The sequence below is a fragment of the Bacteroides sp. 51 genome, assembly GCF_010500965.1.
Classification (GTDB): Bacteria; Bacteroidota; Bacteroidia; order Bacteroidales; family Bacteroidaceae; genus Bacteroides.
This window is the reverse complement of sequence record NZ_QVMI01000001.1, coordinates 170515-186733: the sequence shown is the minus strand read 5'-3', so window position 1 is coordinate 186733 and position 16219 is coordinate 170515. Positions and strand designations below refer to the sequence as shown.

8 protein-coding genes are annotated in these 16219 nt (G+C 50.5%); 3 read left to right on the top strand and 5 right to left on the bottom strand.

Going from position 1 to position 16219, the window contains the following annotated elements; all coding sequences use genetic code 11:
• Positions 1–29: 29 nt before the first annotated feature.
• The 3 genes from D0T87_RS00620 (at position 30) to uxuA (ending at position 4659) form a co-directional block, all read left to right on the top strand.
• Positions 30–2531 carry a glycoside hydrolase family 2 TIM barrel-domain containing protein gene (locus tag D0T87_RS00620; RefSeq protein ID WP_163171802.1) on the top strand — a complete coding sequence of 834 codons (2502 nt, stop codon included), beginning with the start codon at positions 30–32 and terminating at the stop codon, positions 2529–2531.
• A 23-nt stretch (positions 2532–2554) separates the two neighbouring features.
• On the top strand, positions 2555–3367 hold the full coding sequence (locus D0T87_RS00615; protein WP_163171800.1) for an SDR family oxidoreductase: 813 nt from the start codon (positions 2555–2557) through the stop codon (positions 3365–3367).
• A gap of 116 nt (positions 3368–3483) precedes the next feature.
• On the top strand, positions 3484–4659 hold the full coding sequence (gene uxuA, locus D0T87_RS00610; protein WP_163171798.1) for a mannonate dehydratase: 1176 nt from the start codon (positions 3484–3486) through the stop codon (positions 4657–4659).
• Positions 4660–5208: 549 nt separating this feature from the next.
• On the opposite strand, the gene D0T87_RS00605 is transcribed toward uxuA, so the two are convergent.
• From D0T87_RS00605 to D0T87_RS00585, 5 genes are all read right to left on the bottom strand, one after another.
• Positions 5209–6636, bottom strand: coding sequence for a hypothetical protein (locus D0T87_RS00605; RefSeq protein ID WP_163171796.1), 1428 nt, complete (start codon positions 6634–6636; stop codon positions 5209–5211).
• 13 nt (positions 6637–6649) lie between these two features.
• On the bottom strand, positions 6650–8197 hold the full coding sequence (locus D0T87_RS00600; RefSeq protein WP_163171794.1) for a RagB/SusD family nutrient uptake outer membrane protein: 1548 nt from the start codon (positions 8195–8197) through the stop codon (positions 6650–6652).
• A gap of 52 nt (positions 8198–8249) precedes the next feature.
• Positions 8250–11273, bottom strand: coding sequence for a TonB-dependent receptor (locus D0T87_RS00595; RefSeq protein WP_163171792.1), 3024 nt, complete (start codon positions 11271–11273; stop codon positions 8250–8252).
• A 161-nt stretch (positions 11274–11434) separates the two neighbouring features.
• Complete coding sequence (locus tag D0T87_RS00590) at positions 11435–13846, bottom strand: glycoside hydrolase family 3 N-terminal domain-containing protein (RefSeq protein ID WP_163171790.1); 2412 nt, start codon at positions 13844–13846, stop codon at positions 11435–11437.
• A 51-nt stretch (positions 13847–13897) separates the two neighbouring features.
• Complete coding sequence (locus D0T87_RS00585) at positions 13898–16204, bottom strand: glycoside hydrolase family 3 N-terminal domain-containing protein (RefSeq protein ID WP_203558570.1); 2307 nt, start codon at positions 16202–16204, stop codon at positions 13898–13900.
• Between the last annotated feature and the right edge of the window lie 15 nt (positions 16205–16219).

Sequence of the window (16219 nt, the reverse complement as noted above, 5' to 3'; positions counted from 1 at the left end):
CCCTACAAGAAACCATTAAAATCTTACCAATGAAACGAATATTATCTTTATTCACTTTATGCCTTTGCCTCATCTGCGAGGCATTTGCTGTTGTTGTGCCTTCCTCGCAAAAGACCCGTCTGAATGAGGGTTGGGAATTTATCCGTCAGGATATGGGCAGTGTTTGGGAAGTCATGCGCCCTGTGCGTGCCGGGCAACCTGAAATTGTGCCTCTATGGACCCCTGTGACCCTTCCGCATTGCTTCAATGCAGAAGATGCGGTTGACCCCGATGTGAATTATTATGAGGGAGCAGGTTGGTACCGTACGTATCTGGATTTGGATAATCCATACCCTGATGGTCGTATCCTTCTGGAATTCGAAGGAGCAGGCCAGCGTTCGGAGGTTTATGTTTATACCACGAAAGTGGGTAGCCATATTGGAGGTTATGATGGTTGGAAGGTCGATATAACCGATGCAGTGAAGGCTTTTAAGCAAACAGGTGTTTATAATAGCCGTTTTAAAGGTAAAATTCCGGTTGCCGTACGTTGCGATAATCTTCGTGATGTAGAGACAATCCCTTCGGATATGTCCGACTTCAACCTTTACGGTGGGTTATATCGTTATGTAAACCTGGTCTATACCCCCGCAGTTTCATTTGAACGCGTCAAAATTACGCCACAAACCGATCAAAAGGGGAAAAAAGGCAGCCTGGATGTTGCTGTCTCTTTTTATAACCCGCAAAACGTAACCCATGAAAGAACCATTTCCGTAACGGTTAAAGACCCAAACGGGAAAATCGTCATAGAAAAGGTGCAGAAACTGGGTTGCGACGCAGATTTGGCGCACGGTGAGGCACTTTTGAATTCTGGTAACGCGGACGTAAAACGTTGCAAAATGAATTGTGACGTAAATGTGACGTTGATTAGTACCGAAATTAAGAATATTTTTTTATGGGACGTCGATAACCCCCAGCTCTATACCTGTGAGGTGACACTCGAGGTCGACGGTCAGACCATACAGGCAACCGACCGTTTTGGCTTCCGTCATTTTGAGTTCATTGAGAAAGGTCCTTTTATGTTGAATGGGCGCCGTGTGTTGCTCCGCGGTACACATCGCCACGAGGACCATGCTGGTTTGTCGGCTGCTCTTACCGAGGAACTGATGATCAAAGAAATGAAAATGATCAAAGACATGGGTGCTAACTTCATCCGTTTGGGGCACTACCAGCAATCTGATATTGCGCTTCGTTTATGCGATGAATTGGGTATTTTGGCCTGGGAAGAAATCCCCTGGTGCCGCGGTGGACTGGGTGGCGAGCAGTATAAAACACAAGCCCGCCGTATGCTTACCAACATGATTGAGCAACATTACAACCACCCATCTATTGTGCTTTGGGGCATGGGAAATGAGAACGATTGGCCCGGTGACTTTGAATCTTTCGATAAAGATGCTATCCGCGCTTTTATGAAAGAATTGCACGACTTGTCGCACAAGCTCGATGATAGCCGTCTGACCGCTATCCGCCGTTGTGAGTTCTGTAAAGACATTATAGATGTGTATTCGCCCAGCATCTGGGCCGGTTGGTATAGCCGTGCATTCAAAGATTATCGGGAGATGAGCGATAAAGGCTTTGAAGGCGCTACCCGTTTCTTCCATGCCGAATGGGGAGGCGACAGCCATGCCCGCCGGCATATGGAAGGCGATTTCGCTACCGTTAGCAACGCCGCCAAAACAGGCGACTGGTCGGAGTCGTACATCGTCCGCCTGTTCGACTGGCATCTTAAAGAACAAGAAACGATGCCTAACCTTACCGGTTCTGCATTCTGGACCTTTAAAGACTTCTCTACACCGTTGCGTCCGGAGAATCCGGTTCCTTATGTCAACCAGAAGGGCGTGGTTGAGCGCGATCTTACCCCGAAGGAAAGTTACTATGTATTCCAGTCTTATTGGGCAAAAGAGCCGATGGTACATATTTACGGACATACCTGGCCTGTGCGTTGGGGTGAAAAGGGCGAAAAGAAAGAAGTGTTGGTTTACTCCAACTGTCCGGAAGTTGAACTCTTCGTTAACGGTGTGTCGCAAGGCAAAAAGAAGAGGAACAGTCCGGACTTTCCGGCAGCCGGACTGCATTGGGATGTTGTTTACGAAGAAGGCGTCAATACACTCCGTGCTGTAGGCATTGATAAAAAGCTCCGGATTGCCGATGAAATCGCCCAGGAATATCAAACGGAGAAGTGGGGCAAGGAATCACAAATCGTCTTATCGCATACGCCTCTTGATAATGATACTGTTCTGATTCAGGCTGAAATCAGAGATGCGGCTGGCGTTCGTTGTCTGGATTCCCAGGCATACGTTGAGTTCAGTCTGGTTGGTAATGGAAAGTTAATTCAGAACCAGGGTACATCCATTGGTTCGCGTAAGTTACAGGCATATAATGGCCGGGCGTACATAAAAGCTGTAAAAAATGGTAAAATCACTGTGTGCGCACACATTTTATCAGAAACGGGCATCGGAGCATCTGAATTTATCACTATATTTGCCAGTGAGTAACTTAATTAACTAACTTTTGTATTATGGGAAATTTATTTTGTATTAAAGACAAGGTTGTCATTATTACTGGCGGAGCAGGTATACTCGGACGCGGTATTGGTGAGTACCTTGCCGAACAGGGTGCTAAGATTGTAATTCTTGACAGAGACGAAAAAGCAGGGGCAGCACTGGTAGAAGAAATTAAAACTAAAGGAGGAGAAGCTTCTTTCCTTGCTACTGATGTATTGAACAAGGAAGTGCTGGAAAAGAACCGGGAAGATATACTTGCCAAATACGGCCGTATCGACGTTCTGTTGAATGCTGCCGGCGGTAATATGCCGGGTGCAACGATCGGTCCCGATCAAACCATCTTTGATTTGCAGGCAGATGCTTTCCGTAAAGTAGTCGACCTTAACCTTGTGGGTACCGTTTTGCCTACGCAGGTATTTCTTAAACCGATGGTCGACCAAAAAGTGGGTTGTGTGGTGAACTTCTCTTCTATGTCTGCCTTCCGTCCATTGAGTCGTGTAGCAGGATATTCAGCAGCTAAAGCCGCTATTTCTAATTTCACAAAATACACAGCTACGGAAGTGGCCAAGAAATTTGGTGAAGGTATCCGTATCAATGCGATTGCGCCCGGATTCTTCCTTACCCAGCAGAACCGTGCATTGTTGACCAACCCGGATGGAACATATACAGAGCGTGGACAAGACGTGATCCGTCAGACTCCATTCGGTCGTATGGGACGTCCTGAAGAGTTGTTCGGAACAATCCATTACCTGATTAGCGACGCTTCTGCTTTCGTTACCGGAACAGTGGCTGTTGTGGATGGCGGGTTTGAGTGTTATGCAATGTAATATTAATTAGTTGAAAGTTGAAAGTTGAAAATGGAAAGTTACCATGCGGTATATTCTTCCTGTTTCTGACTTTCCATTTTTAACTTTCAACTTTCAACTTTCAACTTTCAACTTATATGATACTGTGTGAACAAACTTGGCGCTGGTATGGCCCAAATGATCCTGTAAGCCTTTGGGATATTAAACAAGCCGGGGCAACGGGTATAGTAAACGCTTTGCATCACGTTCCTAATGGCGAGGTGTGGACGGTAGAAGAGATTATGAAACGCAAGGAACTGATCGAGTCCGTGGGCCTTAAATGGTCGGTGGTGGAAAGTGTTCCTGTGCATGAACATATTAAGACCCAAACGGGTGATTTCAAGACGTATATCGAGAACTATAAAGAAAGCCTTCGCAACCTGGGCAAGTGCGGTGTAAACATTGTGACTTACAACTTTATGCCTGTACTGGACTGGACTCGTACCGACCTGGCTTACGAACTTCCCGATGGTTCGCGTGCACTTCGTTTCGAACGCGCTGCTTTTGTAGCTTTCGACCTGTTCCTGTTGAAGCGCCCCGGTGCTGAGGCTGAATACAGCGACGAAGAAAAAGCGAAAGCGAAAGCCCGCTTCGAGCAAATGACCGAGGAAGATAAGCAATTGCTCATCCGCAATATGATTGCCGGCCTGCCTGGCTCGGAAGAGAGCTTTACGTTGGAGCAGTTCCAGAAAGAACTGGATCGTTATGATAATGTAGATGCCGAAAAGCTACGCGCCAACCTGATTTACTTCTTGCAGGAAATCGCTCCTGTGGCCGATGAAGCCGGTGTGATGCTGGTGATCCATCCGGACGATCCTCCATATTCTATTCTTGGTTTGCCTCGTATTATGAGTAGCGCCGAGGATTTCCAGAAGCTGATTGATGCTGTTCCTAACGCATCTAACGGTCTTTGCTTGTGTACGGGTTCTTTGGGTGTGGTAGATTCCAACGACCTTGAAGCCATGATGAAGCGTTTCGGCGACCGCGTGAACTTCGTTCATTTCCGTAGCACACAGCGCGACGAGGAAGGTAACTTCTACGAAGCCAACCACTTGGAAGGCGATGTGGATATGTATCACGTTATGAAGGCGTTCCTGGAATTGCAACAAAGACGTCAGTTCTCTATTCCGATGCGTCCCGATCATGGTCACCAGATGATCGATGACTTAAAAAAGAAAACCAACCCGGGTTATTCTTGCATTGGCCGTTTACGTGGTTTGGCAGAATTGCGCGGATTGGAGATGGGGATTGCTAAGTCTATCTTGAAGGATTAAATAGATTGATAGTTTATTTATGAGGCTGTCTGATTCATTTCAGATGGCCTTTTTTTAGTTCTGTGGGGTTGTATTTGTGGGTTTTTGGATGGTTATGAATGTTTTGATTAGTTTTGAATGTAAATGATTAGCTGTAGGGGCGGTTCGCGAACCGCCCGAAAATGGTTTCCTGTGTATTCTGGGCATTGGGCGGTTCGCGAACCGCCCCTACAGTAAATCACTCCTTTCCAATCCGTTTTACACTAATCCATCTCGTTATAAGCTTTTGGGTTGATTTCCCTTTTTCTTCCCCACTTGCAAGTATTATTTACCATTCAAATTTTCTCCCAAAATCTGCTTAAAGGCTCAAAAACAATAAAAAATATGCCTTGTGAGCCTTCTGGAAGGGGTGTTTTGAGTTTGCTGCAAACATCACTTTGTGTTTGCTGCAAACGTGATCTTGTCTTTGCAGCAAACGCAACCTTACGTTTGCTGCAAACGCAAAGTGATGTTTGCAGGCAAGTGTATTATGTAATACCTTTTTGATGCCGTATGATGCTGAGACCGGTTCTATTTATCAAAATGCTGAATAAGCTGACTATCAAAATGCTGAATAAGCCGATACGTCTGAACATTCACCTCCCTCATTCTTTTCAATGCATCCGTCCACGGTGTATATTCGCTGTTCACTACACCCTTGTTGGAATCCCGGTTCGAAGGATCTGTCGTTAAGTCTTCCGGGTCATTATCCTGATAGCGGAACCAGTGCCACCCCACGGAATGGGGGTTTTTGAGCAGCTCAATGCAGAAGTTCTCATAGAACAGCCCCCGGTCGTTTTGTGTATGGACATTCCATCCCGCGCCCGTTTCATTCGGCAAGCCGGAATCTTCGCCTTTTACGTACCATTCGGTGATGAGGAAAGGCTTGCCCGACCATTCGCCCCATTGGTTCATGAGTTCCTGATCCGGTTGCCACCTGCGGTAGTGGTTAATAGATATGATATCCATATACTGACCTGCAATCCTGAAGATGTACGGGTTGGTCAACTCCTGGTTCTTCTCCTGATTGAAGCGGCAGCCCAGATACATATGATTAGGGTCTACTTTGCGGAGCGCAGCCGTTACCTTGCGCATATACGTGTCGAAGAAGAAAGCGGTAAACTCCATGCGGTCTTCCTCGGTGATGTCTGTTGGGGAGGCATCCCGGCCTTTGCGCTGGTCTAGCCATTGCTTTGCTGCGATATAGCCCGCTTCATCTTTTGCCAGTAAGGTTAAATGGCGGTCTAAGGCATCGTTCACCCAGGGGAGTTCGTTGTCGGTGAAGTAGCCCAGTAAATTAGGATCATCCTTGAAACGTGCAAGGGGTTGAACGGCTTCCTCCACGTACTCATCGAACCTGGGGTCGAAGACCATAGGCAGATCGAACCGGTATCCCTGCCAGCCGGCAACGCGGTATTTCCCTCCAAACGCCTTTTGGTGTTCGCGGCGGTAATTGCCCATCGGATAAATGATTGCCGTGTAAACCAACGGGTTGTCCATACGGTGCATATCTTCGGCAGCCGACCATGCGCCTGCGCCATTGAATCCATACGAGCGCAGCATTTCCGTTTCCTTCTCTACCCATACGGCATTGGAACCGAACTTCTCGGCAAAGGCTTGCTTTTGCCTGGCCGATGTTCCGGGACTGAACGCCACCACCGCGCGGTGATGGAACGGATAGCCCTCCGGATCAATAATCCACCATCGGCCGTCGAGTTTCTCTGTGCGGAAGAATCCGGTAGATTGCTGCCGGTTTACCATATATCCGCCGTAGCGCGATAGCGCAGGTTCCTTCTTTGGTTTATAGCCCGGAAGCCCTTTGACTGTTTGTGCCTCGTGGGTTGTCCAAACCGAGTCTTTGGCATTTAGCCGTGTTTGTACCGGAACGGTTGGGTTCCGTTGCCCGCATGTGTAACCACATGCGAGCAAGAAACATACAAGAATTACTATTCTATTCATCCTATTGAAAATTCTAATATTCCGGGTTCTGTGGGAATGTACCCATCGCGTCAATCTGCGCCTGCGGTATCGGCCAGCGCACCATATGATCCTTCATGGTTGTGCCTTGGATGCTGGTAGTTGTACTACCGAATTTGTGATACTTGTTCACCTGCTCCACCAGTTTGCCGATGCGTTTCAGGAAGAACCAGCGCTTGCCTTCAAAGCAGAGCTCGCGTGCATGTTCGTCCATGATGGTTTGCAGGTCGACAGAAGCCAGATCATCCAGTCCGGCGCGGGTGCGTATGGCATTGAGATACTCCAGTGCTTTTGTGGTGTTACCATTGCGCCAGTGCGCTTCGGCTCCGAGGATATAGCTCTCGGCCAGGCGGTAAGCCGTAACCGGTTTGTAAGACAAGGCGCGCTTGGCAGGTTTTTCCAGATCGCGGTACTTCATCAGGCTCCATGTGTACTGACGGAGTTGGGTGGAATACGGAGGCTCGCCCGGCAGTGGCTTCTCGTAGTACGGCGAAGCCGGATTGTTTCCAAGCAGTATCTCCGGATAGAAGTAGAACTGGAAACGTTTGTCGTTGGCCTCATCATATAATGATTTGAGGTATGCGTTCGGATACGTCCATCCATAAGCGTTGCCGCCATAGTTGGCCTCTTCGAGGATAGGCGCTACGGGATCTCCCGGGATGCTTATCTCGTAGAAGCGCGCCTGGAAAGCAGCTCCCAACACATGGCCATCGCCACCCGCCAGGGTTTCTTTCCCCCCTGTCAGCTCATCGAACTGCCAGGCCATCAGGCTCTCGCTGTGGTTTACATTGTTTCCAAAAACTTCGCTGATGCCTACCAGCTTATGCTGCCCGCTGGTAATAATGGCGTCTGCGTGTTTGGCAGCCGTTGCATAATCGCCCTGCCACATGGCCGATTCGGCACGCAACTGACGCGCCAGACCTTGTCCGACGATTCCCGGAGCCACCTTGTAATCCAATACCTTGATGGCGTAATCCAGATCGCGGTCGATAAAGGCATATACATCTTTCTGGTTGGCTGGTTTATACTCCACCGGGTCGAATGCATTTTGCGGAGTTGTCGGTATGCTGTCCAGCAGGATGTTATCATACGTAGATATTAACCGGATGTAGGCCCAGGCGCGGATGACGCGGGCTTCCGAAACGATGCGTTCGCGCATGTCGCTCTTCATATCAATGCCCGGTGCGGCGTCGATAATAGCCGAAGCGCGGTCGATCATCTGATACGGGCGGTTCCACATTTCGGCGGGCATGGCATTGGCACGCATGTTTGAGCGATACATTTCGGCTTCATTCCATGTACGTGTCATGGCGAGGTCGGTAGCGCAGTAGAACCAGTAGGCGCCGCGTGCATCGGCATCGTTGAAGCGGAAGAACTTCCGCGAGAGTCCGTACAGCCCGTTGAGGCCGATTTCCAGTCCTTCGCCGCTTTCGTAAAGGGTTGAACTGTTGATCTTATCGAACTGTGTTTCTTCCAGCCAGGACTCGCAGGAGGTATTGAGCACCAGCAGTCCGATGATAAAGAATACGATATATTTTTTCATTGCATATATTATTAATTGTGATTTGATGGAATTATCTATGACTCGCATCCGGTTAGAAGCCAACCTGTAGGCCAACAGTCAGTGTGCGGGTTTCAGGATACTTATCAGCCTGCTGCTCGGGGCTGTACGACTCATAGTCGGTAAACGTGAGTAGGTTCTGACCGGTGAAGTACACCCTTACGTTGCTCAGATGAGCCTTGGCCGTCCATACTTTGGGTAGGGTATAGCCCACGGTGAGGTTTTGCAGACGTACGTACGAGGCATCCTGGCGGGCGATGTGTCCCATCTCGAGCGCGCCGTTGGTGGTTGGCCGCGGGAAGTTTCCGGTTGGATTCTCAGGCGTCCAGTAGTTTACCTTGATGCCGTTGAATACCGCACGCATGTTACCCCCGTAATTGTATTCGGCCAGGAAGGGATTGTACTTGGTGATTCCCTGCACGGTGTAAATATCCATAGAGAAGTCTATGTTCTTGTACCTCGCGCTGAGGTTGAACGAGCCGTTCCATTTCGGGAACTGCGAAACGATCATCTTGTCGTCATCGTCGAGCTTGCCGTCTTCGGTACGGTCTACAATCTTGATGTCTCCCGGTTGGGCGTTGGGTTGCGCGGACTTGGCAATCTCATCTATTTCATCTTCCTGCCATATACCGGCCACCTCGTATATCTTGGCTACGCTGATGGGCTTACCGATAAACCAGTTGTTGATCGGGTAGTCGTCTTCTTTGCCATCGCCATCAAGATCTCCGAAGAGCTTCAATATCTTGTTGCGGTTGCGCGAGTAGGTGAATCCCACCTGCACATCCCAGTCGTGATTGCGAACCAATACGCCTTCGAGCATTACCTCGAGCCCGCGGTTCTGGATTTCGCCAATGTTATCTTTAATAGTAGAGTATCCGGTGGCGGAACTGATGGAACGGTCGACAAGTAAGTCCTTTGTGCGGGTGTTATACCATTCCACGGTACCGGAGAGGCGGTTGTTGAAGAATCCAAAGTCAACGGCCAGATTCAGGGTGGTAGAGGTTTCCCACTTCAGTTTCGGATTGGAAAGAACAGCTCCGGGGGTATATCCGGTCAGTTTCTTGTTGGTATAGTAATCCCACTGGTTGGCCGATGCGATACTGCCGTAAGGGGCGATGGCTTCGTTACCCACGCTACCGTAGCTACCACGCAGTTTCAGGTTGGATACCTGTTCGAACTTCTGCATGAACTCTTCCTGGTACACATTCCACCCGAGTGCCATAGCGGGGAATACCGCCCATTTGTTTTGAGCGCCGAATACGGAAGACCCGTCGCGACGTCCGCTCACGGTTACATAGTACCGGGATGCAAAATCGTATTGCACGCGCAGGGCGGTAGAGATGAGCCGGCGTTGCGATGCGCTGAGAGTGGGTATAACCTTTTCGGCCGCTTCAATGCCGTAAACACCCAGCAAGTCGTTGGGGATGAGCGAGCCTTCGATCATGTTCATATGCTCGTTGCGTTCGTTCCAGCTTTGGATCAGCGTTCCGGATACGTGGTGTTTGCCGAACTGATTGTCGTACGACAGGATATTGTCGATGGTCCATTCGTTCACGTCCTCGTTCTTCACGCTACCGCTACCCATGCCTGTGCCATTGCCGGCTTTAGACTTGGCGGTGTTGTAGGTTTCGCCTTTGTAGTTCCAGCTACGGCGACTGGCGTTGACGCGGAAGTTGAGTCCCTTGAAGATTTTGAAGTCCAGGAAGAGGCTCACCAGGTCGTTGCGGTTCTTCTTCTCTACGGTCTTTTCCTGTATGTCGATCAATGGGTTCCAGTTTTCCTGCAACCCGGTGGGGTGCATGTTGAGGTTACCTTCGGCATCGTAAACAGAGCCGAGGGGCGAACAGGTCACGGCATCGCGCAACAGTCCGGTCACTCCGGGGTCGTTGGTGGTAGAGATACTCATACTGGTGTTCAGTCCCACCTTCAACCATGAAGTGAGGTCCTGGTCGAGATTAAAGCGCAGCTGTCCTTTGGTAAAGTCAGTGGCAGGTACCACACCGGTTTGGCGCATGAAGTTACCGCTGACGAATATCTTCGTCCGCTCGCTGCCCGCCGTCACGGTGATGTCATGGTTCTGGATGGTACCGGTGCGCATCAGTTCTTTCTGCCAGTCGATGAATTGCCCGTTTTGGATAGATTCGAGTTCCAGCTGACTGAACACATCGGTGTCGGCACCATATTGATTATTGTTCGTAGTACGGTACGCTTCGCGTTTATACTGGATGAACTCTTCGGGAGAGTAGGTATCGAAGTTGCGGTCTACGTTCTGGATACCGTAGTATCCCTGATAGCTGACGCGTGCCTTGCCTGTTTCTCCACGTTTAGTGGTAAGCAGAATCACACCATTGGCTGCGCGTGCCCCATAGATGGCCTGCGCGGCAGCATCTTTGAGGATTTCAACGGAGGCAATGTCGTTGGGGTTGACGTCGTTGATGGAGCCGATCACTACTCCGTCCGCCACGACAATAGGGCTGGTTCCGCCCGAGATGGAGTTGACCCCGCGTATCTGGATATCAGCTTTACCGCCGGGTCCGGCATTGTCGGATGTGGTGATCTTCAATCCGGCCGCCTTTCCACGAAGCATTTCGGCTACGTCGAGGGTGGCGGATTTGGTCATCTTATCCGTTTTAATGGTGGTGACGGAGCTGATTACATCGCTCTTCTTCATAACGCCGTAGCCGACCACGACTACATCGTCGAGCGTATTCGAATCTTCCATCAGTTTCACGGTGAAATGGTCTTTTCCCGAGATGGATATTTCCTGCGAGTGATATCCGATGTAGGAGATTTGCAGCGTTCCCCGGGCGGGGGCGTTCATAGAGAATCGGCCTTCGAAGTCTGTAATAACACCCACGGAGGTGGCTTCTTTCAGAATGACATTGGCGCCAATGAGGGGCTCTCCTTTATCGTCGGTTACGACACCCGAAATCTGGCGGGTAGTTGCTCCGGATGGAGTGGTCTGGGCAGAGAGTGGCAGGGCAGTGATAGCCAGCATGGCCCACAGGAGAAGAAGAACGGTTGTTACTTTCTTCGTGCATGATAGTGGTAAATTCATAATTCGATGTGTATTAATCAAAGTTTTAATAGTATTAGTTTTCTTCCATTTACAGTGAATGGGTACTTTAACTTGTCTCATTGTTCTTCATTGGGTATTAAATTTAAGTTGAAATAATAATTTGTTTGGGCAAATATGAGTCGCTACCACCCGGGGAGGTGCTAGCGGAGTTCCATTTCGCACTCGCCATGTAGCCGGATGTCCTCGGAGCTGCTACCGATCAGGATCTCGAACAGTCCGGGTTCCACAATCCAGTGCATGTCCCGATCCAGCATCTCCAGATCTTCGGGCAAAAGGGTGAAATGGATGGCTTTCGTCTCTCCCGGCTTAAGGGCGACGCGTTCAAAACCCCTGAGTTGAGAGTCGTAGGATATAACCGTACTCAACGGATCGCGGACATAGAGCTGTACGACTTCGTCTCCGGCGCGCGTTCCGGTGTTGGTGATGTCGAACGAAATATTGATTTGTCCGTTGATTCCCTGTTTCGGAGGGGTTATTCTTAGGTTCTTGTATTCAAATGTGGTATAACTCAGCCCATAGCCAAACGGATAGAGCGAACCTACGACGGCTGTTTTCCCGTATCCGTTCGGCCCATCTCCCGGTTGTCCGGCATGCGACCCGGGTTTGAACGGGAAGTTCAGTTCAATCTGCCCCAGCGTTTTAGGGAACGTCACGGAGAGTTTGCCCCCGGGGTTATATTCCCCGAACAGTGTTCCGGCTATCGCCTTCCCACCCACGGGGCTGGGGAACCAGGCTTCGAGAATGGCGGGGATATAGCGGTCTTCCCAATTAATGGTAAGCGGTTGCCCGTTGATCAAGACCAAGACGATGGGCTTTCCCGTTTCATGGAGTGCCTGCAAGAACTGGAACTGACGGCCGGGTAATCCCAGTCCGGTACGCGATTTGCTTTCGCCCACCCGGTGTTCATCTTCGCCCAATACGGCGATCACGATGTCGCATTGGCGCGCTTTGTCTACCGCTTCGCGGATTTGCTGTTGCTCTTTGTCGGTGAGTGGAGTAGGGATGATCTCGCTCTCGGGCCAGGTAGCATCTACTACCTCGCATCCTTTGGCGAAGTGCACGTTGGCAGCGCTGCCCACATAGTTGCGGATGCCTTCCAATACCGGCGTTACCCGCATATTCTGCGGACCGTACCGGCTTACATACGCCGTGGTGTCCATAGCCAGCGGACCGGTTACAAGGATGTTCCCGAGTTTGCCCAGATCAAGCGGCAGCAGGTTGTTTTCGTTCTTAAGCAGTACAAGCGATTGCTTCGCCATTTCCAGTTCAAAGTCTTTCGTATCCGCAGAAGCCACGATCTTATCCGCCGCTTTGGTATCGGTTACGTAGGGCTGGTCGAAGAGGCCGAGGCGGAACTTTACACGGAGTACGTCGGCCACATTCCGGTCCAGCGTTTGCATAGAAACGCTACCTTCGTTTATCAATTCGCGCAATGGGAGAATGAAATCGCTGGGTTGTGTAAAGTTCGTTTTTACGTTTAGCCCGGCTTCCACCACCTGTTTTACGGCTCCTTTCATGTCCTGCGCCACGCGGTGTTTGCTGTAAACAAACTCTACGGCTTCACTATCGGACACGACATAACCGTCGAATCCGTATTTCTCTCTCAATAACTCGGTTAGGAAGTAATAGCTGCCCGATACCGGAATGCCGTCGTAGTCATTGTAACTGCTCATCACCCCCATCGGTCGCACCTCGCGGATGATTTTGCGGTAAGGATACAGGTGCAGCTGGTGCATTTCGCGGGGCGCCACATGCGGGTCGGTCCGGGCGTGCCCGTCGCGTCCACCTTTGGGCACGCTGTATACGGCAAAATGTTTCAGCGTAGCGGCTATGCCATTGGACTGTATGCCCGCCACCATTTCTTTGCCCAGCGCGGCTACGTGATAAGGCTCCTCGCCGTAGCATTCCAGCACCCGTCCCCAGCGCGGGTCGCGTGCCAGGTCGAGAATGGGGGCATAGATATTGGTGTAGCCCAGCGCTTTTCCCTCGCGGCCCACGATCTCGCCCGCCTGGCGAACGAGTGCTTTGTTCCAGGTAGAGCCAATGGCGATCGGTGCAGGCAGGGGAGTGGCACGGTCGTGATTCAGCCCATGTATGCCTTCGTTGCTGAAATCAACAGGAATGCCTAGCCGGGTTTCTTCAATGAACCACCGTTGCACAGTGTTGATGGCCTCGGCATGTTTGCTGAAGGGGTAGGAGTACTGTGTCTTCACCAAACCATTCAGATGTTCGTCTATGTTGGCGATGCCGTCTTTCCAAAGTGCTTCCTTCCACTGCGGAGTGGGCAATTCGTCCTTTGCCACCCTTCCGTAACCGTAAAGGGTAGCCAACTGGCAGGTCTTTTCTTCTACCGTCATCTGCGAAAGCAGGTCGGTGATGCGTGCGTCGATAGGGGCGGAGGGGTCCTCGTAAATGTCCATCCGACCATTCTTATTCAGGTCAATCCAACCTTTCTGGTAGATTGTTTTCGCTTTCTGGGCCTGGGTGAACTGCGGCGCAACGGCCAGCAGTGAAAAGGCAATGAGGATAAAGGCAGTTTGTTTTCTAAGCATTGATTTGATAGTTATTAGTTTCATACTTACTGTAGGGGCGAAGTTATGGCATCAGATTACCTCGAACATTTCCTTTTGCAAGTCCACATCGCGGGATGAATTGCCGATCATAATTTCAAACTCCCCCTTCTCTACACCATACTTCATATCTATATCGTAGAAGCTCAGTTCTTTCGGTGTAATCTCAAAGGTCACTGTTGCCTTCTCGCCGGGGTTCAGGAATACCTTCTTATATCCCTTTAGTTCCTTTACCGGTCGCACGACCGAGCTGTAGCAATCCTTGATATACATCTGTACCACCTCGGCACCTGCTACCTGGCTCGTGTTGGTCACTTCTACGGATGCAGTCAATATGCCATCGACCGGCATCTTAGCAGCGGAGAGCTTCACAGGGCTGAACTCAAAGAAAGAATAATTCAGTCCGTATCCGAACTCGAACAACGGTGTGCTCTTGCCGGTACCATACTTAAACCATTTGCTGGTTTGTTTATAATTGTAGTAAGTCTGTATCTGTCCGGCATCCCTGGGAATGGTCATGGGGAGCTTCCCTTCCGGATTGACGTCTCCAAAAAGCACCTCGGCAATGGCTTGTCCGCCAAAGGAACCCGGTTCCCAGGCTTCGATTAATGCAGGGATATGATCGGCTATCCATTCCGTAGTTAACGGCCGGCCGTTGACCAACACAACAATAGTCGGTACGCCTGTGGCGTAAATCTCTTCCACCAACTGCTGTTGCAGTCCAACGAGAGATAGTTCGTAACGGTCTACATTCTCGCCGCAGGTTTTATCCTGCCACATATAGCGCATGGAATTCTCGCCCACAACGACAATCGCCAAGTCGGCTTTCCGGGCCTGCTCCTTTGCCTGAAGCACGCGCGACATCTCCATCGTGCGGAGGTTGGTGCCAAAAGGAAAGAAATTGAATTCCGTCTGGGGAGATACGTTGCGCAATCCTTCGATTACCGTGGTTACGCAGGAGTCCGGCTGCTGGAATGCCCAGTCGCCCAGAATGGTTTGATTATCCGCATTGGGACCGGTTACGAAGATCTTTTTGTATTTACTGCGGTCTATGGGCAATAGGTTATTTTCGTTTTTCAGCAAGGTGATGCTCTTCCTCGCTATTTCCAGCGCGGTATGCCGGTGCTCTGCGTTGAACAGCACGGCAGTCAGTTGTTCCTCGTCGATATAAGGGTTCTCGAACAGGCCCAGCTTGAACTTGGCCGTCAGGATGGCGCGTATGGCGTCGTCAATGCGCTTCTGAGGAATTAAGCCCTCGTTTACCGCTTCCACAATCATATCCGTAAAGTAAGGACCGTGCATGTGCATGTCCATACCGTAGTTTACGCTCTGTACGAAAGCATCCTTTAGGGTAGGCGCCGTGCGGTGTTTCTCGTGCACCTGTTCCAGGTCCATCCAGTCGCTCACGATAATGCCATCGAAGTTCCACCTGTTGCGAAGCACATCCGTCATCAGGTATTTGCTCACATGGCAGGGCACTCCGTTCACTTCATTGTGCGCCATCATAAATGTAAATACCCCGGCATCCAGGCAATCCTTAAAAGGCGGCATGAAGACTTCGTGCAGGGTACGGTCCGAAACATCGCATGGCGCCCCGTTGATCCCGTTAATCGGCTGACTACCGCCGATGAAGTGTTTGGCGCAGGCAATCACCTTGTCTTGCCCGGTGAAATCGGCCGTTTGCAATCCGCGGACGGTAGCGGCACCCATTTGCCCGACCAGCAACGGGTCTTCTCCGAAGGTTTCGCCTACTCGTCCCCAGCGGGCGTCGCGGGCTACTTCTACATTAGGGGTAAATGTCCAGTGGGTACCAGTGGCACGCATTTCCAATGCTGTCTCTCTGGATGCCTTCTCAATCAAAGCCGGCTCGAAGGTCGCCGCTTGCCCGATGGGCGTAGGATATATGGTTGCTCCGCGATATAACCCCGTGCCATGTATGGCATCAATCCCGATCAGTACGGGGATTTTGAGGCGCGATTCGGCCGCATAAGATTGCAGCAGGTTGGCCTCTTTCGTGGTGGTGACGTGGAGGAAGGAACCGATCAGCCCGCTTTTAGTCATCTCGATCAATTCCGACGAATGAAGGTTGGGGTAGAAACCCTGCGCGTGGCTTTTCTTCATCTCTTCGAGTGTCATCTCCTTCTCTGCCACCTTCATATGCTCTATGCCGACGTATTGCGACATCTGGGCTACTTTCTCCTGCAACGTCATTCTGCCCAGGAGGTCGTTCACCCTTTTCTCTACAGGTTGGTTCGCGTCCAGGTAGAGAGGTTCCTTACTCTTCCCGGAGCAACCCGCAAGGGTTATCGTCAGAATGGATGCTATCACGTACATTTTCATGGTAAACGGGTATTA

What these genes read in the sequence shown, in the direction of transcription:
- D0T87_RS00585 (WP_203558570.1), bottom strand. Translation starts at nt 16,204, where the DNA reads ATGAAAATGTACGTGATAGCATCCATTCTGACGATAACCCTTGCGGGT.
- D0T87_RS00600 (WP_163171794.1), bottom strand. Translation starts at nt 8,197, where the DNA reads ATGAAAAAATATATCGTATTCTTTATCATCGGACTGCTGGTGCTCAAT.
- uxuA (WP_163171798.1), top strand. Translation starts at nt 3,484, where the DNA reads ATGATACTGTGTGAACAAACTTGGCGCTGGTATGGCCCAAATGATCCT.
- D0T87_RS00605 (WP_163171796.1), bottom strand. Translation starts at nt 6,636, where the DNA reads ATGAATAGAATAGTAATTCTTGTATGTTTCTTGCTCGCATGTGGTTAC.
- D0T87_RS00620 (WP_163171802.1), top strand. Translation starts at nt 30, where the DNA reads ATGAAACGAATATTATCTTTATTCACTTTATGCCTTTGCCTCATCTGC.
- D0T87_RS00590 (WP_163171790.1), bottom strand. Translation starts at nt 13,846, where the DNA reads ATGCTTAGAAAACAAACTGCCTTTATCCTCATTGCCTTTTCACTGCTG.
- D0T87_RS00615 (WP_163171800.1), top strand. Translation starts at nt 2,555, where the DNA reads ATGGGAAATTTATTTTGTATTAAAGACAAGGTTGTCATTATTACTGGC.
- D0T87_RS00595 (WP_163171792.1), bottom strand. Translation starts at nt 11,273, where the DNA reads ATGAATTTACCACTATCATGCACGAAGAAAGTAACAACCGTTCTTCTT.